Origin of the sequence: Nostoc sp., assembly GCF_036916655.1 — a bacterium.
In the GTDB taxonomy this organism is placed as follows: domain Bacteria; phylum Cyanobacteriota; class Cyanobacteriia; order Cyanobacteriales; family Nostocaceae; genus Nostoc.
The window spans coordinates 1-25,810 of the sequence record NZ_JBALFY010000118.1; the positions used below are offsets into that span (position 1 = coordinate 1).

Below are 25,810 nucleotides of genomic sequence, written 5' to 3' on the forward strand. Positions count from 1 at the left end.
AGTGTTTCAATCTCAGCATAAGCCAAAATGTCGGTAACTGTTTTAGCTTGATAATTGGTGTTTTGTACTTACTTTGTTTACCATCATAAATTTAATCAGTTTCTACAGCACGTAGGGTAATTCCTTGTCCCACTGGCAGCAATTGTTTGAGTCTTGTCGATGATTGCTGTCCCCAAGGGCTTTGCTTCATCTCCGGTGCATCAATGCAAGCGAGGCGAACAGTCACAGTTTTGTTACCAGTTTTCACTCGTATGGTGTCACCGTCACCTACGCTTACAACTGTAGCGGTAAGATTGTTGGCAAATACGGGTAAAGACATTTGAGCTACAAGCAAAGCCCCAACACCAATCAAGCGAAGTTGAAAAACCATTTGTATTAAAAGTCACTCTTACTTTCTTTAGGATTCCCAATCCAAGCCAAGCGATCGCTAGTTAAACCACAAATTAGTTTTATGTTTTAAAGTAGAAAATATTATCCACTCTACTTTTTTTTATTCTAGGTTTTTACTCTTTATCTTCAGTAGTCAGAGAACGAATTAATTCCCGGATTACATCGGTTGCTGGTCTGCCAGTCATTGAGCAGTATTTTTCCAGCTTCTCTGCTTCACTTGAGGTGAGATTGATTGTAAGTCGTTTAGCAGCCCATTTTTTATTCATAATATTAGAAAAGTTTGATTTAGCAACTACTTATCTAATATCAATCACTTAATATGTTCTTTAACATGGGGCTACCACTGGCTTTTAATTTAAGAGATGATAAAGCAAACTAATATGTTTTTGGAAATAATAGTGAGGACGTAAAATCTATTTCAGAAAATAAAGTTTCAGCCTATTAAAAACAACAATTATTAAGGCAGTGTCAAGAAAGTATAAAATAACTTAAGACAAAAGAAGTACTCTGGTCAAGTAAGTTTTTACCGTTTCTTAAAAAAGCATCGCATCGGCAGCATTGTGATATACATCAGCAACCCATTACCACAGCACTCCTGTGGGAGATATTAAAGCGATTGAGGAAGCGATCACTTGTGATAAAGCAGTACACTGGTACTATGGCGAAACTTCCAGAGTGCGATAACTGTCTCTGTGACTAGAAGCATAACTTTTCCGCCAGTGGAACGATAAGATTTCTGTTAAATGTCACTTAAAGGATAAGATAGCCGTTTTTAAAGGATAAAGTGGCCGCCCTAATCAAGCTGGAATGCTTATTTTTCCGTTGAACACAATCTGCGGCGATCGCATTCAAATCTCTTAAACACTCTTCCCTACTCAGTTCTGCTTTGCGGTCACTTTATGCTTTAATTTCGGCCACTTTATTCTTTAAGTTACATTCCGTGACGGAAAAGTTATGCTTCCAGTGACAGTCTCCTCTATTCACATAACCCCCACCTCGTCTGTGTCGTTCACCCTGATGGGGTAGAGGGTGAGAGCTGCTTGGACTTTCGACTTGACCCCAACGCCAAAGCAGAGGAGTTATGGCAACCGGAGGGGGCAAGCTACTATAACGGTGAATTAATACTGCAACCACAACAGCGGTGGACACAACAGCAAAAGCTGGAGTTACTTGATTGGCATCCAATGTTTACTGGTAAGTGTCCCCAGTGCGGTGCATCCTTTGATCGAGACTACACCTCAAGAGTGCATTGGGATTGTGAATGCGGTTGGATGGATGATTCAATTTAGAGCGTTCGCTCTTTCTTACTTCCTTGCGCTTAATGCTTGCTTGCTCAATTGCATCACAATATTTTGGGGTAATGGGTCTATGACAGCATCAGTCGGCAGAGATTTAATAAAAGCTGTTACCTCTTCCCCAGTTTTGTATTTCCCTTCACTCCAAGCCGAAGCCATCTGTTTCGCTACCCGGTCAGCATCATCTCGATTGGCATGGGCGGTAATACATTGAATATCATTACCTGTAAATGATATCCATGTCTGCCAAAGTCCCGTAACTGGATGCTGAACAATCCCTGTGGTCAGTTCATTCTCTTCAAGCACTGCTTTCTTTTTTGGGCGACTAAATCCTTTAAACATGGCTGTATCCAGTAAACGCTATTTTAAAATGCCCAAAATCAACACAGCGATCGCGCTTTCATGTAACATCTACAATCCCACACTCACGTTGTCCCTACCATTGCCCCATGCGGCCTGAAAAATAGCGAGTGCTACGGCTTTGCATCGGATTAGATTGCTAGTGGTAAAGCAATGTATCTATAGCGCTACTTTTTCCGCAACTGCTTCCCAGGAGAAAATCCAGGCACTATCTAATAATTACTAATTCGTAATTCGTAATTCGTAATTCGTAATTCGTAATTCGTAATTAATTCATAATTGTGTAACTATCAGAATAGTTGTAAAAACTTTAAAGTTAAACAATTTTCTCCATGCGCTCGTTACTCTTTCAAAACTTAAAGCTGACTATTCCTACAGCTTTATTATTTACGGTTCTTGGCTATATTCTGAGTCTATTTCTGAGTTTTCTTACCAATCCACAAGCAGCAAGATGGCAATTCCATCTAGAATTCGGGACTGAACCCCAAAACCTTCATGAGCTTGCAATTTTTCAAGCTCAGGCAGCATTCTCCGGTACAGCGCTCGGAATTTTAATAGCTCAAACAACTTTTTTTGTATATGTAAGTAAATTTGGACTCAGCAATCGTAGCACTAAGCAGTAATCGTAAGCGATGTCACTCAACTTGCCGCTTGCGCGTCTACGCCATCTGCAACATCTGCAATTCAACACTCACATTCCACCTACCGTTGCCCCACGCTGTCTTGAGGAAAGCGAGAGTTACAGCTTTACAGTGATTGGATAGCCAGTGGTAAAGCAATTCATCTATGGCGCTACTTTTTCTTTAAACTGTTTCCCAGCAGAGAATGCAGGCACTTTGGTCGCCGGAATAGTCATTGGCTCATTGGTTTTTGGATTACGCCCTTCACGTTCGGAGCGATCGCGTCGCTCGAATGACCCAAACCCAATGAGCGTTACCTTATCCCCATTCGCTACAGCCTCGGTAACAACTGACAAAAAAGCACTGATGATTTCATCGGCTTGCTTTTTTGTGACGTTGGCTTTGGCTGCTACAGTATCCACTAATTCACCTTTGTTCATAAATCACCCTGAAGTCTTATTTTGAAAAGGAAATTTACTTTACCATTACTTTCTCTTTTCACGAAAGAGGGATAATGACTAACAATCAAGCAGCATACGAAAATTAACAATGCACGGCTACTGCTGTGTCGATTTGGCGTGATAGATAATCGCTATTTTGCCCCAAAACCGTTGACTGGTTAATAGTCGCCAGCACAAAAATTCTAACTTGCTACATCTAATTCCACAGTTGCTGGCTGTTGTTCTTCCTTTACAACACCCAGTTCCTCACTTATTGAGGATAGATTACAACTGGCTATAGACACTCAACTTCCACAGCAAAAGAAATTATTGGTACAAATGTATTGTAGGCTATGTTAACTTAAACTATGCACCTTCTATGGTTTCGTCGGGATTTACGTTTAACTGATAACGAAATTGTCACCTCTTCATCTGGTAATGATGCAAGAGTTCTACCATTCTTCATTATTGACCCTTGGTTTTATACCTGGGCTGATACCGGAACTGCTAGAGTTCGCTTTTTGTTTGAGTCTTTGGAAAATCTCAACTCAAATCTCCAAAAGTTAGGTAGTCGGCTGTACTTATTTGAAGGTAATTCTACAGATATAGTACAAACATTGACTAGGCAGTTAATCATTGCAAGATATAAACCCAAACTTTTCTTTAACCGTGATGTACAGGTAGAGTATGGTATCAGCCGGGATAAAACTATAGTTGATTTTTACAAGCAGTTAAACCTTGACTACCACATTGGACTAAACAACTTTCTGCAATCAGCAGAGCAACGTGACGAGTGGTTTAACGAATACTACACCCATCAAAGACAATCTCAATATAAAACACCAGCAACTATTAATACACCTTTAATCACACTCAATCTACCACAGCTAACATTTGAAGAACTTAAACAAAAATACCATCGCTTTTGGGCAGTAGAGAAAGTTTATTTTCCAGGGGGCGAAACACAAGCACAAGCTAAACTAGAATCATTTCTCAAAAAAAGATACTCTGGCTACCATTGGAAACTTTCTCGCCCAATGCTTTCACAGCTTGGGGCAACATCTCATTTATCACCACACTTAACTTTTGGGACTATTTCAACTCGCACTGTTTACCAAAGTACTAAAGCCTTAGCAGAAGAATTAAAAGCTCAACCCAAAGCAGAATTCTCCCTCAAAGCATTTCGAGACCGTTTACGCTGGCATGATAGTTTCACTCAAAGACTCTATTTTTATCCAGAAATTGCTTACACCAACCGTTACCCGGAATTTGATAGTTTGTATACACCATCAGAATTATCACCTGCAAAACAAGAATTATTCCAGGCATGGCAGCAAGGAATGACAGGTTTCCCTTTAGTAGATGCCAGTATGCGGCAACTAAAAACTATGGGTTGGATGAATTTTCGCATCAGGGCAATGTGTGCCACATTTTTAACTATCAATTGCGGTATTTCCTGGCATCACGGCGCTAAACATTATATGAACTATTTAGTAGATGGAGATTTAGCAATTAATAATTGGCAGTGGCAGATGCAAGCTGGTGTTACTAATCCCTTAAGTGATACTTTTCGCATATATAACCCAAATAAGAATATTCCCGAAAAAGACCCAGACCTCAAATTTATTTACTATTGGGTAAGCGAACTAAAAGGTTACAGTCTACCAGAAATTATTCAAGGTAAATATATTGGCACTAGTTCTTATCCACAAACTATTTTAGATTGGGCTAAAACTCGCAAAGTTAACGGTAAAATCATCTCTGACCTTCGGAAAAAAGTAAGAGAAAGGTTAACTCTCCAGGGTGGAGATGAATATGAAAGTGCAGTTGCAGCTAAAGAAACAGTCAATAAATACTGGCAGCACAAAGATAGACAGTACAAAGAATTCAAGGAATTAGAGGCAGAACTAGAGTAGAAAAGATGTATGTTAGCGATCGCAGCTAGTTCTAGGGGAAAGTCAGTTAAGAGCGAAGCGTAGTTTACATACGTTGGTATCGCACCTCAACAAATGGGAACCCTGGTAATAGTTGCGTTTCTCACCCTCATTCCATTCTTAAACTTCCTCAAACCCAAACCAGCCCAGCCAACAATTGATAACTACGGGCAACAAGCCTGCGGTGTCCCTCAAGAGCAAATTCAATCACTGATGGAATGGCTAGAGAGCTAGTTTGCTGAATGCTGGATATTCTGGAAAGTCACACCTAATTTGGTACAACAGCGAGAACCCAGATCCCGCAAGAGAGCAGATGATAAAAAAAGCTATGCGCTCCTGTGAACCAGTTTTCTTGTACCGTTGCGGTGGTAGGGTGTCATCGCCGCCTACTGGGTATTACTGGCGATTGTTGCTAGTGCCAAGGTAGTTGTAAAGGTGGCTGAATTTAACAAGCTAGCAATTGAGGACATTTTAAACATTGGTCGCAGCTACAAGCCATTTACTCCTTCACCTTATCAAATTAATATTCGGCTTTCAAACTTAGCTTAATTCTTAAAGTAGATGAGATAAATCATTAAAAAAATATATACTGCAATTATCAAGCAATGAATTTATTAGCTCCTGGTTTTAGACCAACCAGGAGCTTTTTTATTAATTATCCATCTCATTTAGGGGGTATATCACAAGAAGTAACAGCGTTCATCCTCAAGGCTATTAATAGTTGATTCTGTTGGTAGATTGAATGTCAATGTTTGGATTGCTATTGTGTATTTGTCAGTAAAAAACGTCTATCGAATTAAAACAATGAATATTCTTGCTTGGATTGTTTTAGGTCTAATTGCTGGTGCTATTGCAAAGGCTATCTACCCCGGTCATCAAGGTGGCGGAATTTTAGGAACAATCTTATTAGGAATTATTGGTGCTTTTGTTGGTGGTAGTTTGGGTGTGTTCTTCAGTACAGGAACCTTGACATTAGCCGCCCCCACACTCAGCATTCCCGGTATTGCAGTAGCGGTTCTTGGTGCAATTGTCGCTGTTTTCTTGTGGAACTTGCTAAATCGTCGCAGTGCTGTGTAATCAATTAAATTGGAATCAATTAATAGTAAAAATCAGGGAATTCATTTCACTATATTTTATCCCTGAATTTAATTAAAACAATAGCGCTTACCTATATTTAGGTAAGCGCTAATATTATTTTGTTGGGGTGCGATGCCGTTCACCCTCAACCCCTGGCTAGAAGAATTAAAGAAGCAACTGTCCTGTCTGCAACCATTTCAAGATTCCACTCTTTGGATAGTAGGTATCGCAGCCAAAATAGAATAACGGCGGATATCTTCTAGTGGCGCAGCGATTAATCCTTCTAGCTTGGCTATTGCTGCTTGCACATGGGGTGACGCTAAATGAGTATCCAGTGCTGCCGCAGATTCCCACTCTTCTACAAAAGTAAAATCTGTTGGATCTGATTGATTTTGTAAAAGTTCATATTTAATCACACCTGCTTCAAGTTTCGTTGATTCAATCAGTCCCAATAATAAAGCTTTGAGTTCTTCTACTTTATCTGGTATTGCCACAAAACGAGCTACAACATGAATGGTTTGGTTAGTCATTAGTCAATGGTAATTAGTTATTAGTTATTAGTCCTGTCGTCCATAGCCAACAGTTGATAGTCAACCCCTTCGGGGAATTCAAAATAGGTTAATAGGTTAGGCCTACTGGAGTGGCCACCATGTAGCGAAAGATAGTTAGTAATAAAGCGTAGTGTACCGCATTTCGACCCTTGTCTTCTTCGGTTGCGCTCTAAGCGTAGCTATGCCGCAGGCTTTACGACAAGCTCAAGGCAGATATTACTCAATTGCAGCAGAAGTTACAAGCAACGATCGCACCCCAGTCAACAAAATAAAATCCTTACACTAATGGTAAGGACTATGGCTTACTCTGTATTTTCTAACAAAGAACTCTATGCTAAAGTTACATTCTTTCGCTAAACTTTGTTTATTGACAACATTATCAACAATCTTGATGTGGTAGTATCCGGCTTTTGCTGTGGAATAAAGCTGGCCACATGGTATACCGCCAAACCAATAGCAAAACGTCGGATGAGCTTGGCAGGCTACCGTCTAGCTGATGTGCTTAATAAACTGTTCGGCAAGTGATAAAAGATATACAATCTCTTTTGTTATCCACTTAGATGATGTGGGTGGTTTTTGATTTTACTAGAGCGATTGCCTCTCCCTAAATAATACAAGCGAGGAAAAATTGCCTTTGGTACGTAGTTTACCGCCGTAGGCATCGCTTGCTTCAAAGCAGTACACTGCTACTATGAAAATCCCCGATTGCGATCACTCTCTAGCCTAGAAACTTTCTTTGACAAAATTTCCCACCCCTACCATCTTCGATGGTGGCCCCATCCGTGGAACCCTCCGCCAAATCCAAAGTGGAACCCTCTTCCAAATCCGAAGTTGATGCCATAAGTAGGATAGGGCGACACATAGATGGGATAAGGGTTGTAGATGTAAGCTGGAGAAGGCGCTACGGTGTAATAACCATCTTCATTACAAACTTGAGCAGTATGTTGCACAATTGTTCTAGGTACAACATTCTCTTGCCCAGCATAAGGCAGATTCAAATAACCATCGTGAAAACCACGAGCGAATTCACCTCCCGCAGTCCGAGGTTTATAAGCTTCCCTATTCCGAGCGCTTTGTTCTCCTTCTCGAAAACCATTTGCATAAGCATAGGGGTGGTCAGCCGCCGATTGATTGAGTACTCTATTCTCAGTAACAGGATGACAGTAAACAACCCTATCAGCTTTAGCGGCTTGGGGAAAAAGTAAAGATGTTGAGCCAGCGATTAAGCTAAATATTGCAGCAACAACTATTTTTTTCACAGCCTTTAACCTCATTTATGTTTAATGCTCTAAGCCCTTTATTTTTAATTATAAAACCTGAATCCTTGCAAAAGTTTTTCTCTAATTAAGCATTCAGTGGAAATACATGGTAACTAGCAGCTTACCGACTGCATTGCTAGTAGAGGCAATTTTGAACCAACCTTGCCATTTCTGCTGCATGATTTTGTAATTGGTAGCGTTCGGCTAACAAATTACAGTTAAGTTTTTGAGTTTATTTTCCAAATATGTATAATACTATCCTCATTGCTACTAACGAGGGTTTTACCATCTGGACTAAGAGCAAGCCCTAAAACAGAACTGGAACCATCTTGAAAGGTATGCAACGGCTTTAAAGTCTCTAAGCTCCACAGTTTAATACTGCCATCATAATTGCCGCAGATGAGAATTTTTCCATTCGGGCTGATGGCAAGCGATTCAACTGAATTAAAATTATCAGTAAACTCATGCAGCAGTTTTCCAGTTTGAAGATTCCATAACTTTAGGGTACTAATCGCACGATTTCGAGAAACTAGCTGACCAAAACTACCACTAACAAGCTTTTTGCTATCTGGAGTAATGGCAATAGCATCAACTCCGGTTTTGTGTCCTTTGAGAATATGGCGTGTTTTTTTGGTTTGCAAATCAATCAGCCTAATTGTATTATCATCGCCACCCCCAGCACTTACAAGGGTTTGCATATCAGGGCTAAATGCAACTTTACTCACAAATCCTGAGTGTGTAGTAATGGTATCAAGCAGCTTATACCAATTTTATATGAAGCTGCATATAATAGAGAAAACAAACTCGATAAATTAAAATAACCATGAGCCGCCCTTTTAAGATTGAAATCGCAGAGAGCGAAGAAGAACTTAAAAAACGTCTACAAACAGCAAATTTAGGAAATCAGAAAGAAAAGCTTATGATGCTGTGGTGGATAAAAAACGGGCAGGTTAAGGAGCAGCAAGAAATCGGACAACGCTTGGCAAAAGATACTTCAACGGTCACAAGATGGTTGCAGAAGTACAGAACTGATGGCATATCAGGCTTATTAGAAATTAAAAAAGCTCTTCTTGTGCAAAACGGAAAATCGATGATGCTGCGATCGCAGCACTTGAGGAGGAGCTAAAAACAGGAAAAGGCTTTAGTAGCTATGGTGCAATAGTCGAGTGGTTGAAACAAGAACATGGACAAGACATAGAGTATCCAACAGTTTATGCATGGGTGCGATATCGATTAGGGGCAAAACTAAAAGTCCCTCGCACTCATTGCCATAACCAAGACGAGAAATTGGTATCTGAATTTAAAAAAAACTCGGAATCATTCTTAATTGTCTAGAAAAACATCTAGCACCCGGCAAGTGTGTTCGCTACCTGTGCCAGGATGAAACTAGAGTTGGACTCAAAACTCTTACAGGAAAAGTGATTACAGCTTTTGGAGTCAAGCCCACTGTTAAGGTGATATGGCCGAGGGAAAACTTTTGGATTTATGGTGCAATTGAACCATTGACTGGAGATCATTTCCTTTATGAATACCCAAAACTGGATGGCGAGTGTTTTCAACAGTTTTTGGACTGGCTATCTGTGCAATTAGGTAGCGATTACGCTATTTTACAGATTGATCAAGCACCTGCTCATACAAATTCAAAGCTCCGTTGGCCGGAGAATATTATTCCTCTGTTTCAACCAGCATCAGCCCCTGAACTCAACCCGATTGAGAGACTTTGGCAACTCCTCAAGAAACCGCTCAAAAATCAACTTTTCTCTTCTTTACAAGCTTTACGTGAACGCATCCAAGAAATATTCGACCAACTTTCATTTGAGCAGGTAATTTCAGTCTCTTCTTACAACTTTATCCTGGAAGCTCTATTCTATGCAGCTTCATATTAAATTGGTATTAAGCGTGTGTAAATCCCAAAGCTTGATTGTGCCATCGTCACTCCCACTAGCAATCAACCTAGTATCTGAACTAATCGCAACGGTTTCTACTGGTTGGGTATGCCCACTTTCGCCCTTTAGCATAAGAAAAGTGCGTAAATCCCAAACCTTCATTATTACTCATATATCTTTTACTTGAAAAAACTCCATCTTCTCACTTGGAGATTACTCAAGTCCACTGACTTAGGTCATGCTCACCGTGTTATAGCTAGTGAATAGTTAGGTGCGATCCAGCGTGAACCTTCGTTTCATTCGAGCATTCGCTGTCTTTTCAAATTACATATCTACGATTTTATAGCTGCTTTATTGCAGCATACTTATTCTTCTGAAATAGATATTTGTTGGAAACAATGTATCACATAACACCTCTATCTGTTCGCTTAAGAGAGCGATCGCCTGTGGGTTTATTACAGCACTTACGGCAGCTATGAGGTACATTCTCAAATCTAAAAGCTTTGATACGAGAGGGCGAGGAGAAAACTGTATTGCATAATAGCCGGAAGCGCTGTAATGCTAAAGAAAGGAAAGTTGGCGACACATTTTGTAGTATAAAAGTAATCTAGCAAAAAATTTTATTCTCTTATGACAAGCTTGTGCCAAATTTGACTTGATTACACTAAAAGGAGAGTGGCGATGAAAAAAGTAGCGGTGTTTGGCAATGCTGGAGGCGGCAAATCAACTCTAAGCAAGAGATTATCTCAAATCACTGGTTTGCCACTTTACGTCTTGGACAAGATTAAATATCAATCAGGAGGTACAGAGCTTCCAGATGAAGACTATAAGCACGCCCATCAACAAATTTTAGTTACTGACCAATGGATTATTGATGGGTTTGGTTGTATGGAAACTCTCTGGTCAAGACTTGACAAGGCGGATACTCTAGTTTTTATTGATTTACCACTCTATGTGCATTTTTGGTGGGTAACTAAACGATTTATCACAGGTTACTTTCAACCGCCATCAGGCTGGCCCCAAAACAGTCCAATATTGAGGAGTTCGCTTACTAGCTACCGCGCGCTTTGGTTATGTCACAAATATTTGACCCCAAAATATCGTGAGTTTATCGAGCAGACTCAAAGCATCAAAAATGTTTATCACATTCGCTCGACTAAAGAAATTTCGCAATTTGTTGAATTAATTCATGCAGAAGACTAATAGTACATCAGCATAAAAGAGCTTGTAAACCCAATTTTCGCGCCAGATTTCCCACCAACACGCCACTCATCACTCCAATAGCCTACATCAGCAGGGCTTTCGGCAATCAGAGAGAGAATCGATTGGAGAGGCGATCGTCTACGCTGCACCCAAGAGAGCGATACACTTCTATAGTTAAAGGAATTGCAAATCAAAACTTTTTAAGTTGTCGCGGGTCTTCATCCGGTGGATGCCAACCACCTTTGAGCCAAAGACGACGAGCTTTGACAATAGAGCCTTCATTATGACGTTCATCATTGAGGTCTAAACGATTACTTGTAGCTCGTCCTACAGAACTAATGCCAATAATTGTTAGACCATCTGTTGACCAAATAAAGTGGTCTGACCACTTTTGCAGACGTGGATTAAACAGAGGTAGCATCTGTCCTGTATCTGGCTCAATTCCAGTAGTGAAATTGTAGCGATATCCGTTACAACGCTGACAAGCTAACGCTAGGTTATCAGGGTCATCCGAACCCTTAAGAGACTGGGGTACGATATGGTCAATAGAAAATAGAGCAGCACTTGCTTCTTCTGAAGAATGACAGTATTCACAAAGAAATTTCGCTCTTTGTCTGACCAATTTTTTGGTCGCATCATTAACTGTCATGATTCAGAAATGATTTTGGCATTAAGCAAGGTAAAAATTCTATCCAGTTCCAATATGCCTGCCAATTGAGCATCTTCTTCTATTGTTAGCAATCCAGCTTTCTTTTTCTCAGACAATTCTTCGAGTCGAGACTGTAATTCTTCAGTAAACTTAAACAAATGTATGTCCCTTACTTTACTGAGTTCGATTCCAGAATCTACCCAGAATGAGGGTTGAACCATCATTTGAGTAATCATAAGCTGTATGTCTCGTTTAATTTAGCCAACTGGTGGTATTTTAACAGTGAATCTTCCTTAACTGCTTTAGTTTGAATGTCAGTTGATAAAAGGTAATGCGCTAGACTTGTCTTTTTACCCAAGAAAGAGGCTCAAAGTCGCGGATGTCATCTTTTATAATATTGCTTTATTTAATGTCTTAACTCTTAATCTAAATAAATTCTGGTACAAATGAGCGAAATACTTCTTGTAGTAGATATGCAAAATGGTTTTATGCCTGAAAAATGCAGACATATTATTCCTACTGTCATTAAACTAATTGAGCGTTTTTTAGAGACTGGTAAACTCGTTGAATTCACAAAATTTATCAATACTGCTGACAGTAATTATGTGAAGCTAATTCATTGGTCAAGCTTGATACATGAACCAGAAACGAGCATTATTGATGAACTTCAGCCATATATACATAATATTTTTGACAAACCTTATTACTCGGCATTTACGGAAAATTTTTCGAGTTTTATTTTGATTAATCAAATCAGCAAAATATATCTTTGTGGAGTTGAAACTGATAGCTGTATTTTCCAGACAGCAATTGACTCTTTTGAGCGCGGTATTGAACCAGTAATTATCGAGGATGCTTGCTTTAGTGCTGGTGGTCAGCAAGCGCATGATGCAGGTATTTTCTTACTCAAACGTAATATCGGAAAAAACCAAATTCAGATGAGTAATCAGATTCTTGAGAAGATATCATAAGCTGTTCCACAGAAACTATGATATTGGTACTGTCAGTGACCTGGAAAAGGGATACGACATTGTGGAAGTTCTGCACGAAATGGCTAATAACCGTGGTGTCAGTGTTGCTCAAGTCGCACTCAACTGGCTATTACGTCAGTCTGGTATTACATCTGTTATTATCGGAGCGCGGAATGAACAACAACTTCGAGATAACCTTGGTGCTGCTCAGTGGGAACTAACATTAGAGGAAGTAAATCGGCTCAATCAGGTTAATCAGGTTAGTGCGATCGCGCCAATCTATCCTTACTGGCATCAGCGCACGTTCGGAGCTGAACGCACTCCACAATAAAAATATCCCAGTTGCAATCGCCTGAAGCCAGTGAGCTTAGTGCGATCGCTCCCTATCTGTAAGTCCTAGCCCGGTTGAGGAAGTTTTATAAGTGAACTACCCCACCCTGCCTTCAGCTGAGGGCAGGGTGGATTAATTGTCGAGAGAGAAAATATAACATGGAAGGATGATTCCTTGAGAAAAAGACCAAAACCAGAGGAAAGTTGGGAATGAATTTAATCGAAGCAATTCAAGGGGTTCCCGATTATCGACATGCCAGAGGGATTAGACATAGACTTTGGATAATACTAACTATAGTTTTGTTAGGTAGCTGCACAGGATATTGGGGATATAAACCTTTAGCTGAGTTCACTAAAAATCATCGATTATCCCTAATCAAATTATTAGATTTATCTCCAGATATTCAATTTCCTCGACTCATCAACATTTAGAAATATCATGATATCAATTGATTTTCAGGTATTAGCTGAACTATTTAACGTCTGGGCAAAGAATAGTTTGCCAATTAATCACATTTCTGGTCATCATATCGTGATTACAGCAGATGCACTACATTGCAAAAAAAAACTGTTGAGTTAATTATTGAGGGTGAAAATGACTACATTATTACTATTAAAGGAAACCAGCCAAATCTGCTGAAAGTAGCTACTGAGCTAGCTCAATCCTCAATCGCTATCGATACCAATTCCCATTATGAAAATTTACACGAACGAAAGACCACTCGTCAAGTCAAAGTCTATCCAATTCCATCTGAGTCACTACCTGATTGAGTTGGTGCTAAAAGTTTAGTTGAGGTTAACAGATATGGAACTCTACCTCAAGGATAGAATTGTCGTCGCCAGATTGTTGACTATCATGAACGACACTTTTATTTAAGTAGCTTAAATTATTCAGCCTCAGAATTCGCTGAGGTTATTCGTGGCCATTGGTCAATCGAAAATCAACTTGATTGGGTCAAGGATGTAACTTTAAATGAAGATAACTGTATTCATACTGGCGGTTTTTCGCCAGCTAATTGGGCGATGGTCAGACAGTTTTTAGTTTCCCTGGCTCGTCAGTTAAATTATCGGACTCTTCCCGAAGCGTTAAGGCTGATGGCTAACCAACTGAGAATGATTTTTGATGCCCTATTTGACCACTCCGACTCGTTAGAGAACCTTGCCCCGTTGTGCAGTAGCTGCCTTTCTTCGCTTACCACCGATTCAGACGAGGCAATATTTCACCTGGGCAATTATCACTCTTTTAGGGATAATACACCTTTCATAAATTTGAAGAAAAATTATTATTAAGAAGTAAGGCCATTTTATTAGCCGATGCCCAGCAAAACTATTGAAGTCCGAGAGTACACTGTCAGAGCGCACAAGCGGGAAATTCATACTCGCGTTTTCAACATACTTATCCCGCGAAAATCTCTACAGCTATTTTCATGGCATTTATTGAAAATATCACGAAATTTACTCTTGGAGATTGGCGGGAAATCGTCAAAATGATTGAACCTTCGGAACGATTCGATGACGAAGAAGCTTTGTCATCGAAAGCTTGAGAATCTAAAGTATAGAAAGATACTATTGATGAACTGATTCATGCCGCATTTATGCAACGCCTTTGTTTGATACCCAAGCAGGTTGTCTAAGGAGCAAACGCACAGCATCGACAATAGAAGAAGCGTCAATTTTTGCTGCATGAAGTAGTTCTTCTGGAGTACCAGAACCGGGCAGATCGAGCACAGCCAGTTTGATTAGATTTAGTGGCAATCCACCAGAGTCAAAAGCATCTATACCCACAAAAGCATCGAGGACAGAGGCACCCAGTCCACCCTCGCTCCAATGGTCTTCAACAACAACAAGTTTGCCCTGGGTATCACGGGCAGCCTGATGCAGGGTTATAGCATCAATTGGTTTGACTGAGTAAGCATCGATCACGCGTACTGTAATCCCTTCCTGCTTGAGGTGCTGATATGCTTTAAGTGCTTCATGTAGCGTAATACCTGCTGCAATCACTGCTGCTTGATCTTGCTCAGAACTATAGATCACCTTGCTGCCACCAATTGAAAAATCCTCCTCAGCTTCATAGAGAACAGGTGTGCTTTCACGGGTTGTGCGTAGGTAGACAATGCCATCACAATCAACCATTAGTGCGACAAGTTTAGCGGTTTGATTGGCATCACTAGGGTAAAGCACAGTGCTACCGCACACGGCTTGCAAACAAGCCAAGTCTTCCAGTGCCATTTGTGAAGGGCCATCCTGACCAATTGAAATCCCCGCATGAGAACCAACAAGTTTAATATTGGCGCGAGAAATGGCAGCCATCCGAACAAAATCATAAGCGCGACTTAAGAATGCTGCAAAAGTAGAAGCAAAAGGTTTATACTGGCGCACTTGTAACCCCACTGCTGCGGCAACCATTTGCTGCTCGGCAATGTACATCTCAAAATAACGCTCAGGATAAGCTTTGGCAAATTCCTCAGCATAGGTGGAGTTGCTCACCTCACCATCTAAGGCAACCACATCTGGTCGAGAGGCTCCGAGAGCTTTTAAGGTATCCCCATAAGCTTTACGGGTCGCCACTGAATCTCCCTTTTGATAACTAGGAAGTTGGAGAGTTTGCATCTGCCCAATTGCAGTTTTTTGGATTTGTAAACTAGGTTTTGAAACGGCAATGGTAATCTGACGTTCACCACCGAGTTCTGTAATTGCTGCCTTTGCTTGGTCAGGCTTCAACGCTTTACCATGCCAACCGCCAATATCTTCTAAATCTGCAACACCCTTGCCCTTCTTTGTCCGAGCCACAATCAGTGTGGGACAGTTGGGGTTATCGATTGCTGCTATGTATGCTTCGTTAATTTCTTCTAGGTTGTGACCGTCGATTTCAATTGCCTTCCAGCCAAAAGCAAGAGCGCGCTCACAGTAGACTTGGGTGTTCCAGCCTAACATTGTTTCACCTCGCTGTCCCAAACGGTTGACATCGAGGATGGCAATCAGATTTGCAAGTTTGTAGTGACTGGCGTGTTCAAAGGCTTCCCAAATAGAACCTTCGGCCATTTCACTATCCCCTAGCAAAACCCAGGTGTGGTAAGGCAGTTTGTCTAAATATTCCCCAGCCAAAGCAATGCCAACAGCTATAGGTAGTCCCTGTCCCAATGAACCCGTAGCCACATCCACCCAAGGTAGCATTGGAGTTGGATGCCCTTCTAAGCGACTGCCAAACTTGCGGAGGGACATCAATTCGCGATCATCAATTACTCCCGCCGCTCGATACATTGAGTACAACAACGGTGATGCGTGTCCTTTTGAGAAGATTAGATGATCGTTGTTGGGATTATGCGGATTGCTGAAGTCGTAACGCAGATGCTTGGCAAGCAGCACTGCCATTAGGTCAGCAGATGACATTGACGAGGTGGGATGACCAGATCCTGCTGCGGTGGTGGCACGAATACTATCAATTCGCAGTTGTTGTGCCAACTCATGCCATGCTTGCAATTGTTCAAGGGTAGTCATGATCGCTCTCTTACAAGTATAGAAATTAAGGACAATACTCACATCCTAGTCAACAGGAGTGATTGTTTGCTCTCACAAATGACAGAGTTAACAGGCAGAAATTTTTCAACTCTCAAGCTATATTCAGAAAGCATAAAATATGCTGAGATGTCATTTCCGACGAAATTAAAGTAATGTATTGCAAAAAGCTAAGTCCTTGGTAAAGCAATAGTTGTTTCGGTGTACCCATCCGAGTAGATGCACCAGCAGCAATAATCAGAAATTTCACCACTTTTTTAACTTGACTCGAAGCCTTCTAAAATTGCTTGTAATTCGTTGATTTGATTGCTTATTTTGTGTTTTTGGCACTTTGTCAGCTTGAGCAAGCAGTCTGAATGAAAACAATGATTTTTTCTCAGATCGTGCTGCTTAGGATTAGTGAGCATAAATCATGTGAGAAATAATCGGAGGTTTTTCGCCTTGATGAAAGGCAAAAACCCTTTTGCGAATCTCTCGATCTGCTACGGTAAAGCGTTCATACTGACGTAAATGATCTACCCAAGACTCGACGATAAATGTCTCTAAGTAGCGATTCGGCACAGATGTATCATGAAAGATGCCCCAGCGAATCGCACCATCTCGTAACCGCACCACTCGCAGAACATGAATTGCTGCTATAAATTCCTCTGCTTGCTCTGGGTTAATACCTAGAGTGGTAAAACTTGCTAGAGTAGATTTTTCATGATTGAAATAAGCGTAAATAGGTAAACCAAAATTTTCAATAATAACGAATTTACTACGTTTAAGTTTTTGCTCTAGCTAGTTTTGCCACGCTAGGTTAATACAATATTCAAGTGTGACTAAAACTGGTCCTTGTTCTGGTTGCAATTCAATTACTACTAGTGGTTCAGCTCGTCGTAATGCTGGAGCTAAATCAAGTTTTCCTGACAGCAATGGGTAACGCCACGCTGTGAAAGTTCCCCCAATCAAGCCAAGGGCAGCAACGAATAAGGCACTTGGCGTTCCCCAATGTTCTGCCGCCGCACCCCAAACAATACTACCAATTGCTGAACCTCCTTGAAATACCATTTGATAAGTTCCTAACGCCCGCGCTTGCACCCAAGCCGGAACAGCAAGCTGCACTGTAATATTCAAGCTGGATGTCATACTTGTCCAAGCAATTCCAGCCGCCACCAAAGCTAGCAACACCAAAGATACATTGTGAATGAATGCCAGAATTAATGTAGCAACTGCAAACACCAGAGTTGCTACAATCACAACTCCATCGGCTGTAAGATTTTGACGCACTTGTGGCATCAAAATCGCACCGATAATCGCCCCAAATCCAAAGCTACCGAGTAATAAACCATAGCCACCTGCTCCTTGTTGCAAATCCTGCTGTGCTACTAAAGGCAACAATGCAAACAAAGCACTGGTACAACTAGTTAAAACACCCCCTCGAATTAACAGGGCTTGCAGGGCTGAAGAGAAACGGACATAGCGTATACCAGCCCGCATAGAACCTAATACTCTCTCTGCGGGGAGGGCACTTTCGTAAAAAGGTTTGCGTTGCCAACGATAAAGGATGATAATTACCCCAATAAAAGAGAGGGCATTAATCAAAAAGACGACTCCCGCATTGGCCGCCACCAGTATAAAACCTGCGATCACTGGGCCAATTGCTCGGGCAATATTAAACCTAGCACTATTTAAAGCAATGGCAGCCATGAGTTCTGATCGCGGTACTAATTCTGGGACAATGGCTTGCCAAGCCGGGCCATTCATTGCCGCTCCTAAGTTAAGCAAAAACGTCAGCGCCAACAGTGACCACGGCGTAATCATACCTGCAAAAATTAATCCACTCAATATCAGTGCAGCAACCAGCATCCAGGCTTGCCAAAATAGTAGTAACCGAGGGCGATCAAAAATATCTACCGTTGCTCCGGCTGGTAGTCCTAACAGCAGTACTGGTAAAGTTGCGGATGTTTGCATAAGTGCCATTGAGAGGGGAGAGGTGGTGAGAGAAGTCATTAGCCAAGCTCCCGCCGTGTCCTCCATCCAACCGCCAATGTTGGAGACAGCAGAGGTTGTGATGACTGCGGTATGCACATATTTACTTCAACATTCTGGGAGCGGGACCACGAGTAGTATCCAATTCTGATACACGCGGTATGGTAATTGTTTTGCCTGTTTGTGCGGCTTCGTAAATCAACGCGATCAGTTTTTGGTCTTGCAAACCTTCTTCCCCAGGGGTATGGGGTTGCTTGTTCTGAATCACGCAATCTGCAATATGATCGATTTCTAAAGCGAACTGATTCTTCTCACCTATCCGCACTTCGCTAATATTTTCTGCCATGCTGTTTGTTGGTGATTTGCATGAAACCATCATCCGCAAACCGTTGTAGGAGAACGCCGGATCGAGTTGTCCCCAAGCATCAGAGCCGAAGACGCGAAACCGCCGCCCTTCGTGAAAGCCGTAACTAGTGGAGCAAATTCCTAGTATTCCACTGGGAAACCGCAGTTGGAAGGTGACACTTTCTTCTACTTCTTTGAAGCGTGGATCGCCAGGAGTGGTGAAGATTTGGGCGCTAATTGCGATCGGTTCCTCTCCTGTTAAATAGCGAGTTGCATTTAGGCAATAGATTCCCACATCTGGTAAAGAGCCACCTCCAGCTAAGGCGCGTTTCAATCGCCACTGGTTTAAGTCACCGCCCTGGTTTTGTCCGTTATCTGCTTGAATTACTTTCACAGTTCCCAATTCTTTGCTGCGGATCATCTGAATCATGGCGCGATGGTGCGGCTCATATTGGCAGCGATAAGCAATCATCAGCTTGCGATTCGCTTGTTTGCACGCGTCGATCATCTGTTGACAATCTTCTACCGTGGTTGCCATTGGTTTTTCACACAGAATATGCTTCCCAGCTTTTGCACCACGCACCGTATATTCTCGGTGCATACTGTTAGGCAGTACAATATAGATTATATCAACGTCTGGATTATTGCGGAGATTGTCGTAATTCTGATAGTTGTAAACGTTCTGCGGTTTGATGCCATACTGTTGGGCAACAATATTTGCTTTGGCAGCATCTCCACTAACTAATGCAGTTGGCTTTGCTAATTTACATTCTGCAAATGCAGGCATGATTTCTTCTAACGTCAATCTGCCAAGTCCGACGATCGCAAATCCTAAGCGTCGCTCTGGAGGTAATGCAGTTGGTGGCCCACCTGTATCAACCTCTGTCTTTTCTGAAATGGGCGGAAACTGAATCTGAGGCGGCAACTCGCCTCCGCGTGGAGTGGCTTGCACAGTTGGCTGTTGAGCAGCAACTTCTTCGCCTATACTACCAATTGCGGCGGCTGAAATGGCTCCTAATCCAGCATTAGTAAGAATTTGACGACGAGAAAATTTTCCTTTAAACAATTTAGACATCCCGGTTACTTAAAATTCTCCTTTAAACAATTCAGATTCAGATATCTTGGTTCTTTAATGATGAAATTTTGGACTTAATACAGGAATTTGTCGCAAAATAAATTTGGCAATACCCTTTAATGCCAATGCATTAGTCTGCAATTAAAAAATCTACTTAGGTTTTACTGCTGCGCTAACACCATACTGCTTTGCTTGCTCCCTCGCTTACTGGCGGCAGAGCCGCCAAGAGCAGCATATCCAGCCTTTTGCTGAGAACGAGATTTGAAAAACTTGAGTTCTACAAGTCTTATTTGACCTCTCCCCCAGCCCCTCTCTGACACGGAGAGAGGAGCAAAAAGCTTAATTTTTCGTTGCTCCTCCTTCTCCGAAACAGGAGGGGAGGTTGGGAGGGTAAAGGTTTATCGAACTCACGTTAAAAAGGCTTTTAGCTTAAGTTGATACCAATGGCGAGACACCCACCCCACAAGAAGAAGTAGTTGAGTATTTTTTTATGCAGTCTTCACGCTACGCGTAGTTTGCTTTTTTCTAGTAGTACGCATAGCGGATGCAAAGGGAAAGAAGATATGCTTAACTAAACTGTATTATCTACGGAGTACTAATTGGAGTTGGGGTGCTAGTTGAACTTCCAGGATTAGCAATGGCACGAACCTGTTGCAGATGTTCTTGGAGGGTTGGTAGCGCTTGAGTCGCAAATGCTTTCACGTCTGGATCTTGTCCTTTTTGAGCTTCATTCTGAAATGCAAAGACATCTTTTTCATGACCTTGAAGCATCTCATTTATATATAGACGATTAAATTTAGCACCAGAAAGTGCAGATAAGCGTCGCAATGCTTGCTGATTTGTCCTGCCGATAGTAGTTGGTAGCGTGACACTTTTTTGAGTCGCTAACTGTTTGAGTTGATTATTTACCTGGGTATGATCTTGAACCATACGCTGTCCAAACTGTTTTACCGCATCACTGGTTCCACGTTGTGATGCCAGTTGTCCTAGTTGGACTTCTGCTAAACCATCTTGAGCGGCATCTGTCATGAACTTTTTGTCTAAAGAACTGAGGTTATTTTGCCCTGATGTAGTTGGTGAGGCAGTTGGGGATGGACTCTCAGTTGCTTGTACAGGCACAGCAGATGGAGCTTGCGATGTAGTTTGGTCATGGGGAGTCGTTGGTGTGCAACCAGTCGCCAGAGATAAGGCGATCGCTACTATCCCAGTAGAATATATTTTGAACTTGGACATAATCAATGCTTTCCTTAAATAAAGCTCTATGTTGGAAAGTAGAATAAAAAACAAGCGCCATCAGCACAGCTAAATAAGTTACAAACAAACAATTATGATTTAATGATTACTCCTACTTCTAACTCCAAAGCTTTGATTAATGCCGATGCATTTTCTTCTCCCCATTCTTGATTAACAGCTGTCTTTATTGTTTCTCTGACAACTGTCGCAGCAGGCGTGGGAGAATTTAAATCTTGGGCAGATCGAGCGATCAAATTGGCATCTTTCAGCAGATGCTTTCAAGCAAAACTCGGTGTAAAGTCTCGATTCAACAGCATCTTACCCATACCGTCAAAAAGAAGCAGTTTTTAATAAGCTGCGTCCACTGATTTGCATAATTGTCTCCTACAAATAACAACAGGAATGAGCTGTATAGTATCACGGCAATCTGACATTAAGACTCTAACTAAGGAGTGTTTTGAAATATACTCCGCAAGATACATTCACAATGCAAGTTGATGCATTCACAATGCAGCATAGACATCTAGAAATTGGCGACTACAAGAGATGCAAATGTGATTCTGTTTACCTTAGAGAGAGCAAAGTTTCAAGAGAAACTTGCTCAATATTTAGCGATACTTGAGTTCATCCAGAGCAAGTACAGGTATGGTTTTGGGACGAAAGTGGTTTCAGCTTACGCGTGATTCGGCGCAAAAATTGGGGTAAGCGAGGAAAACGCAAAAATCTTACAGGGCAACGACGACGTGGACGGGTTAACGCTTGGATTTCTCACTTGTGAGAAATCCAGGTTACGCCCCTACGTTCGTGGAGTGTCCTACAGGGATGGGATATTTTTTTAACTGGAAATCCCTTGTCTAACTAGAGGTGTATAGCTAATAAATGAATCTATCCCCAGGGAACGAAGCTAAACTAGTGATCGCATCATAGGATTGTAAGTATAAATTCACGGTCAATCAAGTTTTACTTAAAGTTTTTAGTTATTAACTTAGGAGTTATCAAAGCGAAATTATTCAGTATCCAAATTTCCACTCATAGCTGTTTTTTGTTGGGCATAAATAATAATATTGACTCTTTAACTGTCCACTACAAGGGCAGCTATATCAGCGTAACAGATTTCCTAACGTCTTATAGAAAATAACGCGGAAATAAAGTGGTTAATTCACTGTAATGGAGAGATAAAAAATGACTTCGATATCAGGCGATAAACCAACTACAAGCCAGGGCGAAGCTAGTGATATAGAGCGTTGGGGATCTCTCATCGGTGGCGGTGCTATGGTGCTAATGGGTTTAAAGCAAGGTTCTTTGCGGGGAGCGTTGACAGCTTTGGCTGGTGGCGGTTTGATTTATCAAGGTGCAACGAAGCAAAGCACAATCCAGCAAGCGCAGGAAGCAATTGGTATAAACCAACCGATCAAAGTTGAAAAGACGGTAACAATTAATATATCGCCAGAAGAATTATATCGTTTTTGGCACAACCTTGAGAATCTGCCTACATTTATGAAGCATCTTAAATCTGTCAAAGTGTACAACGAAAAACGTTCTCATTGGATAGCTAATGCACCTTTAGGTAACAGCGTAGAATGGGATGCAGAAATTCTCGAAGACCGGGAAAATGAATTTATTTCTTGGGCTTCTGTGGAAGGTGCAGATATTGATAATTCTGGTTTTGTCCGCTTCCAAAAAGCACCAGGTGATCGTGGTACAGAAGTAAAGGTTGTCTTGGAGTATAACCCACCTGGTGGGATTTTGGGGTCTACCGTGGCTAAACTTTTTGGTGAAGAGCCAGAACAGCAAATCGGCGATGAATTGCGTCGCTTTAAGATGCTAATGGAAACAGGCGAAATTGCCACTACGGAAGGTCAATCTTCTGGACGCAGTTAGTTATTTACCCAATCCCATAACTAATATTTAGATGATGGGAGCCGAAAAAGCGATCGCTCTTATTCGCTTTCTCGAACGCCTAGAAATAGCGAAAAAGTTTGCCAAAGCAGAGATAATTAACTCCGAAAATGTGGGCTTTGCAACTGACCCCACAAGAAGTTAATGCTGGCGAAGTGTTGAAACAGATGATATCATGTCCGGCTAAATACTTGTCATTACGTTCGCCCCTGGCGTTCCCGTTGGCGCAGCCTCTTCAAGAGTTGGGTACGCAGCGATAGCGGAGTGAAGTAATCGCATCCGAAGTGATTGCTTCTCTTTTCTACGAGAGGCTGCGCCAACGAGACGCTCCGCGAACGTTCCACTCGCAATGACATATCGTAAGTGATTAAGCGGACTTGATATGAGTGGTGGCTGTGACATTGATGCTGTGAGTTTGGCAGGCTATCACATTTTTCAACAAACAAGGATAACTGCATCAAAGTTATTCTTCAAACCTGAATGATAAATGTCATTCAGCATTTTACACTGTACACCCAACATAATGCAATTGAGGTTTTTATGAATCGAGTAATTTCATGGCTGCAAAATATTCGCATTTCTCAAATTCTTGTAGTTTTTCTAGTCGGATTTATGTTTTTACTAGGTCAGGCTTTTAGCGATATTAACGTAGCACAAGCTGATGTTAAAACCCCAGAGGGTACTTATTACAAGGGAACACCAAATGAGCAAGGTGAAATTAGAAATGATACCCAAACCACAAACAGCCAAAATCCTTTAAAAAGCACTGTTGATAATATCCGTGAAAAGTTAAACTTGGATGAAAAAACTCCTGAAGCTACAAAAGAGTTTTTTGATCCGACAAGAAACACAACCGGAGATAAGGCTTCATCCTCTAATAGGGAGAGAGAAGGTTATTATCACAATCCTCCTAAGAACTAACTGATAACTATCAGCTAGACGGTAGGATATTTTGAATCGAAAAACTTGACTTGTACATGGTCGAATAAGCTTTGATTAATTACAGAGACGCGATAATTATCGCGTCTCTCAATCAAGATTAATTTATTATCATTTATCTTGATTTTAACGAACGACAAATCATTACTAAGGAATAAATAATCATGAAAGCAGTTTGCTGGTATGGAGCAAACGACGTGCGCGTGGAAAAAGTTTCCTGACCGCATCCCCGAACGTCTGCAAATGGCTAAAGAATACGGCAAAGCTGAAGTTCTCAACTACGAAGAAGTGGATGTAGGCGAAGCACTCAAAGAAATGACTGGCGGTCGCGGCCCTGATGCTTGCCTTGATGCAGTAGGAATGGAGGCACACGGCACAGATTTTATGGCGTTGTACGATCAGGTAAAACAGGCAGTACGTCTAGAAACAGACCGACCAACCGCCTTACGGCAAGTAATTGTATCTTGTCGAAAAGGTGGTCACGTATCAATTCCGGGTGTGTATGGTGGCTTTATAGACAAAATGCCGATGGGTGCTGCGATGAACAAGGGCCTAACCTTGAAGATGGGACAAACCCACGTCCACAAGTATCTAAAACCTTTGTTAGAACACATCCAAAACGGTAAAATTGATCCAACTTTTATCATCACCCACACATTACCTCTAGAACAAGCGCCCCACGGCTATGAAATTTTTAAAGACAAGAAAGATAACTGCATCAAAGTTGTACTCAAACCCTAATTTCATTTGTTTAATATGAGTGATACCACCGTTACAAAAATAGATTCTACCCATTCTCCTAAAGGTAAACTCGGTCAAAAATATCTTGCTTCTGGCAAAGAAGTTGCCATGCGTCTTTGGGAAAAGGAACAAGCAAACGAAGACAAAGAGCCAAGTTCGCGCGACTATGAAACAGTTGGTTATGTAATTAGTGGTCGTGCCGAGTTGCACATTGAAGGACAAATAATTTTGCTAGAACCTGGGAGTTCTTGGGTTGTACCCAAAGGAGCCAGCCACACATACAAAATCCTAGAATCATTTACTGCTGTTGAGGCAACTAGTCCGCCTGCTCAAGTTCACGGACGGGATGAAAATTGAGCCACAGATGAAACAGGGAGCAATGCGGTTTTGTCAGATCCGGTAAACAAGGTGTGATCGCTAAATTATTTTCCCTGTAATACAAATAAAATTATACTTACCAAGCAGTATTAACATCTAGAAAAGAAAGATGAGTTTGAGTCACAAGTTGCAAGACTCTCTTTTTTGACCCAAAAAAAGCATTAGGTTACTGGGTATCTCTTTGTCCAATTTGGATAACGCCAAACAAACCCAAGTAATTCAATTGCCACTATTCTAAAATGTAGGCGTTATATTTTAGCGTAGGCTAGCAAGAACCGCAGGCATAGTGCTGTTTAAATACTGACTCACTCACGACATAGATCATCAATCCTCAACTCGCGCCACACATCAGACGGTTGCCACCCGGAGTTACCCACAGTCCCCACACCTCCCACACCCTATACACTCCCGGAAAGTGGCAAAAGAGGGGTATCTCAGATTTTGCCGACATCACAGCAGAAACTCTAACGTTTTTAACCGTGACCGCCGAATACCAAGTCATCTATATCAAAAATCTATCTCTACCTGACTGCTTTTCTCCTTCAACAGTTAGAAGCAGCGAATTTTGCTCCTATGCAAAGCTAGCTATCAGGGCAAGTTCTCATATTGTGGCAAAAGGATTAATTTGTGGATATTAACAGACGAGATTTACTGACAGGGTTAGCGCATCTCAAACCCTATTGACAGTAGGATTCTAGGAGAGTGTTGAATTTGGGAGAGCCGCCGCCAAAACAGAAACCATATACTG

The 25,810-nt window shown here is 41.4% G+C and carries 34 protein-coding genes and 3 pseudogenes; 20 read left to right on the top strand and 17 right to left on the bottom strand.

Annotated features, from left to right (window positions below; translation table 11 throughout):
* Nucleotides 1-91 precede the first annotated feature (91 nt).
* Complete coding sequence (locus V7L31_RS31650) at nt 92-370, bottom strand: thermonuclease family protein (RefSeq protein WP_334699899.1); 279 nt, start codon at nt 368-370, stop codon at nt 92-94.
* A gap of 133 nt (nt 371-503) precedes the next feature.
* On the bottom strand, nt 504-656 hold the full coding sequence (locus tag V7L31_RS31655; RefSeq protein WP_100903435.1) for a ribbon-helix-helix protein, CopG family: 153 nt from the start codon (nt 654-656) through the stop codon (nt 504-506).
* A 774-nt stretch (nt 657-1,430) separates the two neighbouring features.
* Between V7L31_RS31655 and V7L31_RS31660 the strand changes: the two genes are divergently transcribed.
* Nucleotides 1,431-1,679: a hypothetical protein gene (locus V7L31_RS31660; RefSeq protein WP_334699900.1), complete on the top strand. Its 249-nt coding sequence runs from the start codon at nt 1,431-1,433 to the stop codon at nt 1,677-1,679.
* 15 nt (nt 1,680-1,694) lie between these two features.
* On the opposite strand, the gene V7L31_RS31665 is transcribed toward V7L31_RS31660, so the two are convergent.
* Together V7L31_RS31665 and V7L31_RS31670 are read right to left on the bottom strand one after the other, a co-directional pair.
* Nucleotides 1,695-2,027, bottom strand: a complete 333-nt coding sequence (locus V7L31_RS31665; RefSeq protein ID WP_334699901.1) for a hypothetical protein — start codon at nt 2,025-2,027, stop codon at nt 1,695-1,697.
* An 802-nt stretch (nt 2,028-2,829) separates the two neighbouring features.
* Nucleotides 2,830-3,105 carry an HU family DNA-binding protein gene (locus V7L31_RS31670; protein ID WP_334699902.1) on the bottom strand — a complete coding sequence of 92 codons (276 nt, stop codon included), beginning with the start codon at nt 3,103-3,105 and terminating at the stop codon, nt 2,830-2,832.
* Between the two features lie 368 nt (nt 3,106-3,473).
* On the opposite strand from V7L31_RS31670, the gene V7L31_RS31675 reads away from it, so the two are divergent.
* The 3 genes from V7L31_RS31675 (at nt 3,474) to V7L31_RS31685 (ending at nt 6,116) form a co-directional block, all read left to right on the top strand.
* On the top strand, nt 3,474-5,021 hold the full coding sequence (locus V7L31_RS31675; protein ID WP_334699903.1) for an FAD-binding domain-containing protein: 1,548 nt from the start codon (nt 3,474-3,476) through the stop codon (nt 5,019-5,021).
* Nucleotides 5,022-5,114: 93 nt separating this feature from the next.
* Nucleotides 5,115-5,273 (top strand): hypothetical protein, encoded by a 159-nt coding sequence (locus tag V7L31_RS31680; RefSeq protein WP_334699904.1) that lies wholly within the window; start codon nt 5,115-5,117, stop codon nt 5,271-5,273.
* Nucleotides 5,274-5,843: 570 nt separating this feature from the next.
* The gene (locus V7L31_RS31685; protein WP_069068080.1) at nt 5,844-6,116 is read left to right on the top strand and encodes a GlsB/YeaQ/YmgE family stress response membrane protein; all 273 of its coding nucleotides are present in this window, start codon (nt 5,844-5,846) and stop codon (nt 6,114-6,116) included.
* A 197-nt stretch (nt 6,117-6,313) separates the two neighbouring features.
* Here V7L31_RS31685 and V7L31_RS31690 read toward each other — a convergent pair whose 3' ends face one another.
* Nucleotides 6,314-6,646 carry a putative quinol monooxygenase gene (locus V7L31_RS31690; RefSeq protein ID WP_334699905.1) on the bottom strand — a complete coding sequence of 111 codons (333 nt, stop codon included), beginning with the start codon at nt 6,644-6,646 and terminating at the stop codon, nt 6,314-6,316.
* Nucleotides 6,647-6,797: 151 nt separating this feature from the next.
* Here V7L31_RS31690 and V7L31_RS31695 point away from each other — a divergent pair, with 151 nt between their 5' ends.
* Complete coding sequence (locus V7L31_RS31695) at nt 6,798-6,953, top strand: hypothetical protein (RefSeq protein WP_334699906.1); 156 nt, start codon at nt 6,798-6,800, stop codon at nt 6,951-6,953.
* A 469-nt stretch (nt 6,954-7,422) separates the two neighbouring features.
* Here the strand turns inward: V7L31_RS31695 and V7L31_RS31700 are convergent, their stop codons facing one another.
* Together V7L31_RS31700 and V7L31_RS31705 are read right to left on the bottom strand one after the other, a co-directional pair.
* A complete protein-coding gene (locus V7L31_RS31700) occupies nt 7,423-7,926 on the bottom strand; it encodes a hypothetical protein (protein WP_334699907.1) in 504 nt (167 codons plus the stop codon).
* A gap of 218 nt (nt 7,927-8,144) precedes the next feature.
* Nucleotides 8,145-8,684 carry a WD40 repeat domain-containing protein gene (locus V7L31_RS31705; protein WP_334699928.1) on the bottom strand — a complete coding sequence of 180 codons (540 nt, stop codon included), beginning with the start codon at nt 8,682-8,684 and terminating at the stop codon, nt 8,145-8,147.
* 65 nt (nt 8,685-8,749) lie between these two features.
* On the opposite strand from V7L31_RS31705, the gene V7L31_RS31710 reads away from it, so the two are divergent.
* From V7L31_RS31710 to V7L31_RS31715, 3 genes are read left to right on the top strand one after another with little or no spacing between them, the layout of a single operon-like run.
* Nucleotides 8,750-9,052, top strand: coding sequence for a helix-turn-helix domain-containing protein (locus V7L31_RS31710; RefSeq protein WP_334699908.1), 303 nt, complete (start codon nt 8,750-8,752; stop codon nt 9,050-9,052).
* Between the two features lie 32 nt (nt 9,053-9,084).
* The gene (locus V7L31_RS32770; RefSeq protein WP_442944524.1) at nt 9,085-9,261 is read left to right on the top strand and encodes a winged helix-turn-helix domain-containing protein; all 177 of its coding nucleotides are present in this window, start codon (nt 9,085-9,087) and stop codon (nt 9,259-9,261) included.
* Nucleotides 9,246-9,812, top strand: coding sequence for an IS630 family transposase (locus V7L31_RS31715; protein ID WP_334699929.1), 567 nt, complete (start codon nt 9,246-9,248; stop codon nt 9,810-9,812). The genes V7L31_RS32770 and V7L31_RS31715 overlap by 16 nt, the downstream gene beginning before the upstream one ends.
* On the opposite strand, the gene V7L31_RS31720 is transcribed toward V7L31_RS31715, so the two are convergent.
* Nucleotides 9,804-9,944 carry a WD40 repeat domain-containing protein gene (locus tag V7L31_RS31720; protein ID WP_334699909.1) on the bottom strand — a complete coding sequence of 47 codons (141 nt, stop codon included), beginning with the start codon at nt 9,942-9,944 and terminating at the stop codon, nt 9,804-9,806. The genes V7L31_RS31715 and V7L31_RS31720 overlap by 9 nt on opposite strands.
* A gap of 549 nt (nt 9,945-10,493) precedes the next feature.
* On the opposite strand from V7L31_RS31720, the gene V7L31_RS31725 reads away from it, so the two are divergent.
* Nucleotides 10,494-11,015: an adenylate kinase gene (locus tag V7L31_RS31725; protein ID WP_334699910.1), complete on the top strand. Its 522-nt coding sequence runs from the start codon at nt 10,494-10,496 to the stop codon at nt 11,013-11,015.
* Here the strand turns inward: V7L31_RS31725 and V7L31_RS31730 are convergent.
* The 3 genes from V7L31_RS31730 to V7L31_RS31740 are packed head-to-tail and all read right to left on the bottom strand — an operon-like array spanning nt 11,012 to nt 11,900.
* Nucleotides 11,012-11,209: a hypothetical protein gene (locus tag V7L31_RS31730; RefSeq protein WP_334699911.1), complete on the bottom strand. Its 198-nt coding sequence runs from the start codon at nt 11,207-11,209 to the stop codon at nt 11,012-11,014. The genes V7L31_RS31725 and V7L31_RS31730 overlap by 4 nt on opposite strands.
* Nucleotides 11,206-11,664 carry an HNH endonuclease gene (locus V7L31_RS31735; RefSeq protein ID WP_334699912.1) on the bottom strand — a complete coding sequence of 153 codons (459 nt, stop codon included), beginning with the start codon at nt 11,662-11,664 and terminating at the stop codon, nt 11,206-11,208. Before V7L31_RS31735 ends, V7L31_RS31730 begins: the two co-directional genes overlap by 4 nt.
* A complete protein-coding gene (locus tag V7L31_RS31740) occupies nt 11,661-11,900 on the bottom strand; it encodes a hypothetical protein (protein ID WP_334699913.1) in 240 nt (79 codons plus the stop codon). Before V7L31_RS31740 ends, V7L31_RS31735 begins: the two co-directional genes overlap by 4 nt.
* 210 nt (nt 11,901-12,110) lie before the next feature.
* On the opposite strand from V7L31_RS31740, the gene V7L31_RS31745 reads away from it, so the two are divergent.
* The 5 genes from V7L31_RS31745 to V7L31_RS31765 all read left to right on the top strand — a co-directional run bounded on the left by V7L31_RS31745 (nt 12,111) and on the right by V7L31_RS31765 (nt 14,255).
* The gene (locus tag V7L31_RS31745) at nt 12,111-12,635 is read left to right on the top strand and encodes an isochorismatase family cysteine hydrolase (protein WP_334699914.1); all 525 of its coding nucleotides are present in this window, start codon (nt 12,111-12,113) and stop codon (nt 12,633-12,635) included.
* Complete coding sequence (locus tag V7L31_RS31750; protein ID WP_334699915.1) at nt 12,619-12,966, top strand: aldo/keto reductase; 348 nt, start codon at nt 12,619-12,621, stop codon at nt 12,964-12,966. The genes V7L31_RS31745 and V7L31_RS31750 overlap by 17 nt, the downstream gene beginning before the upstream one ends.
* Nucleotides 12,967-13,175: 209 nt before the next feature.
* Nucleotides 13,176-13,397, top strand: coding sequence for a transposase family protein (locus V7L31_RS31755; protein WP_334699916.1), 222 nt, complete (start codon nt 13,176-13,178; stop codon nt 13,395-13,397).
* Nucleotides 13,398-13,520: 123 nt separating this feature from the next.
* Nucleotides 13,521-13,736: a hypothetical protein gene (locus V7L31_RS31760; protein ID WP_334699917.1), complete on the top strand. Its 216-nt coding sequence runs from the start codon at nt 13,521-13,523 to the stop codon at nt 13,734-13,736.
* A gap of 72 nt (nt 13,737-13,808) precedes the next feature.
* Nucleotides 13,809-14,255, top strand: coding sequence for an ISAs1 family transposase (locus V7L31_RS31765; RefSeq protein WP_442944525.1), 447 nt, complete (start codon nt 13,809-13,811; stop codon nt 14,253-14,255).
* A gap of 303 nt (nt 14,256-14,558) precedes the next feature.
* Here the strand turns inward: V7L31_RS31765 and V7L31_RS31770 are convergent, their stop codons facing one another.
* The 6 genes and pseudogenes from V7L31_RS31770 to V7L31_RS31800 all read right to left on the bottom strand — a co-directional run bounded on the left by V7L31_RS31770 (nt 14,559) and on the right by V7L31_RS31800 (nt 21,359).
* On the bottom strand, nt 14,559-16,463 hold the full coding sequence (locus V7L31_RS31770; RefSeq protein WP_334699918.1) for a transketolase: 1,905 nt from the start codon (nt 16,461-16,463) through the stop codon (nt 14,559-14,561).
* Nucleotides 16,464-16,575: 112 nt separating this feature from the next.
* Complete coding sequence (locus tag V7L31_RS31775) at nt 16,576-16,731, bottom strand: NTP transferase domain-containing protein (protein WP_334699919.1); 156 nt, start codon at nt 16,729-16,731, stop codon at nt 16,576-16,578.
* Between the two features lie 146 nt (nt 16,732-16,877).
* A pseudogene (locus V7L31_RS31785) lies at nt 16,878-18,551 on the bottom strand (MFS transporter).
* A gap of 4 nt (nt 18,552-18,555) precedes the next feature.
* Nucleotides 18,556-19,872, bottom strand: a complete 1,317-nt coding sequence (locus V7L31_RS31790) for a Gfo/Idh/MocA family protein (protein WP_334699921.1) — start codon at nt 19,870-19,872, stop codon at nt 18,556-18,558.
* 585 nt (nt 19,873-20,457) lie between these two features.
* Nucleotides 20,458-21,105, bottom strand: coding sequence for a DUF4142 domain-containing protein (locus V7L31_RS31795; RefSeq protein WP_334699922.1), 648 nt, complete (start codon nt 21,103-21,105; stop codon nt 20,458-20,460).
* 92 nt (nt 21,106-21,197) lie between these two features.
* Nucleotides 21,198-21,359 carry a hypothetical protein gene (locus tag V7L31_RS31800; protein ID WP_334699923.1) on the bottom strand — a complete coding sequence of 54 codons (162 nt, stop codon included), beginning with the start codon at nt 21,357-21,359 and terminating at the stop codon, nt 21,198-21,200.
* Between the two features lie 315 nt (nt 21,360-21,674).
* On the opposite strand from V7L31_RS31800, the pseudogene V7L31_RS31805 reads away from it, so the two are divergent.
* The 6 genes and pseudogenes from V7L31_RS31805 to V7L31_RS31830 all read left to right on the top strand — a co-directional run.
* Nucleotides 21,675-21,862, top strand: a pseudogene (locus V7L31_RS31805) (transposase); the annotation flags it as partial.
* A gap of 425 nt (nt 21,863-22,287) precedes the next feature.
* Entirely contained in the window at nt 22,288-22,986 is a 699-nt protein-coding gene (locus V7L31_RS31810) for an SRPBCC family protein (RefSeq protein WP_334699924.1), read from the top strand.
* Between the two features lie 31 nt (nt 22,987-23,017).
* The gene (locus V7L31_RS31815; RefSeq protein ID WP_334699925.1) at nt 23,018-23,149 is read left to right on the top strand and encodes a hypothetical protein; all 132 of its coding nucleotides are present in this window, start codon (nt 23,018-23,020) and stop codon (nt 23,147-23,149) included.
* Nucleotides 23,150-23,544: 395 nt separating this feature from the next.
* Entirely contained in the window at nt 23,545-23,925 is a 381-nt protein-coding gene (locus V7L31_RS31820; protein WP_334699926.1) for a hypothetical protein, read from the top strand.
* 237 nt (nt 23,926-24,162) lie between these two features.
* A pseudogene (locus V7L31_RS31825) lies at nt 24,163-24,684 on the top strand (zinc-binding dehydrogenase); the annotation flags it as partial.
* Between the two features lie 15 nt (nt 24,685-24,699).
* On the top strand, nt 24,700-25,041 hold the full coding sequence (locus V7L31_RS31830; protein WP_334699927.1) for a cupin domain-containing protein: 342 nt from the start codon (nt 24,700-24,702) through the stop codon (nt 25,039-25,041).
* Nucleotides 25,042-25,810 lie beyond the last annotated feature (769 nt).

Bases quoted from the DNA above. Each gene is read 5' to 3' on its own strand.
- V7L31_RS31650 (WP_334699899.1), bottom strand. From the start codon at position 370: ATGGTTTTTCAACTTCGCTTGATTGGTGTTGGGGCTTTGCTTGTAGCT.
- V7L31_RS31655 (WP_100903435.1), bottom strand. From the start codon at position 656: ATGAATAAAAAATGGGCTGCTAAACGACTTACAATCAATCTCACCTCA.
- V7L31_RS31665 (WP_334699901.1), bottom strand. From the start codon at position 2,027: ATGTTTAAAGGATTTAGTCGCCCAAAAAAGAAAGCAGTGCTTGAAGAG.
- V7L31_RS31670 (WP_334699902.1), bottom strand. From the start codon at position 3,105: ATGAACAAAGGTGAATTAGTGGATACTGTAGCAGCCAAAGCCAACGTC.
- V7L31_RS31675 (WP_334699903.1), top strand. From the start codon at position 3,474: ATGCACCTTCTATGGTTTCGTCGGGATTTACGTTTAACTGATAACGAA.
- V7L31_RS31680 (WP_334699904.1), top strand. From the start codon at position 5,115: ATGGGAACCCTGGTAATAGTTGCGTTTCTCACCCTCATTCCATTCTTA.
- V7L31_RS31685 (WP_069068080.1), top strand. From the start codon at position 5,844: ATGAATATTCTTGCTTGGATTGTTTTAGGTCTAATTGCTGGTGCTATT.
- V7L31_RS31690 (WP_334699905.1), bottom strand. From the start codon at position 6,646: ATGACTAACCAAACCATTCATGTTGTAGCTCGTTTTGTGGCAATACCA.
- V7L31_RS31710 (WP_334699908.1), top strand. From the start codon at position 8,750: ATGAGCCGCCCTTTTAAGATTGAAATCGCAGAGAGCGAAGAAGAACTT.
- V7L31_RS31720 (WP_334699909.1), bottom strand. From the start codon at position 9,944: ATGCTAAAGGGCGAAAGTGGGCATACCCAACCAGTAGAAACCGTTGCG.
- V7L31_RS31725 (WP_334699910.1), top strand. From the start codon at position 10,494: ATGAAAAAAGTAGCGGTGTTTGGCAATGCTGGAGGCGGCAAATCAACT.
- V7L31_RS31735 (WP_334699912.1), bottom strand. From the start codon at position 11,664: ATGACAGTTAATGATGCGACCAAAAAATTGGTCAGACAAAGAGCGAAA.
- V7L31_RS31740 (WP_334699913.1), bottom strand. From the start codon at position 11,900: ATGATTACTCAAATGATGGTTCAACCCTCATTCTGGGTAGATTCTGGA.
- V7L31_RS31745 (WP_334699914.1), top strand. From the start codon at position 12,111: ATGAGCGAAATACTTCTTGTAGTAGATATGCAAAATGGTTTTATGCCT.
- V7L31_RS31755 (WP_334699916.1), top strand. From the start codon at position 13,176: ATGAATTTAATCGAAGCAATTCAAGGGGTTCCCGATTATCGACATGCC.
- V7L31_RS31770 (WP_334699918.1), bottom strand. From the start codon at position 16,463: ATGACTACCCTTGAACAATTGCAAGCATGGCATGAGTTGGCACAACAA.
- V7L31_RS31790 (WP_334699921.1), bottom strand. From the start codon at position 19,872: ATGTCTAAATTGTTTAAAGGAAAATTTTCTCGTCGTCAAATTCTTACT.
- V7L31_RS31795 (WP_334699922.1), bottom strand. From the start codon at position 21,105: ATGTCCAAGTTCAAAATATATTCTACTGGGATAGTAGCGATCGCCTTA.
- V7L31_RS31810 (WP_334699924.1), top strand. From the start codon at position 22,288: ATGACTTCGATATCAGGCGATAAACCAACTACAAGCCAGGGCGAAGCT.
- V7L31_RS31815 (WP_334699925.1), top strand. From the start codon at position 23,018: ATGATGGGAGCCGAAAAAGCGATCGCTCTTATTCGCTTTCTCGAACGC.
- V7L31_RS31820 (WP_334699926.1), top strand. From the start codon at position 23,545: ATGAATCGAGTAATTTCATGGCTGCAAAATATTCGCATTTCTCAAATT.
- V7L31_RS31830 (WP_334699927.1), top strand. From the start codon at position 24,700: ATGAGTGATACCACCGTTACAAAAATAGATTCTACCCATTCTCCTAAA.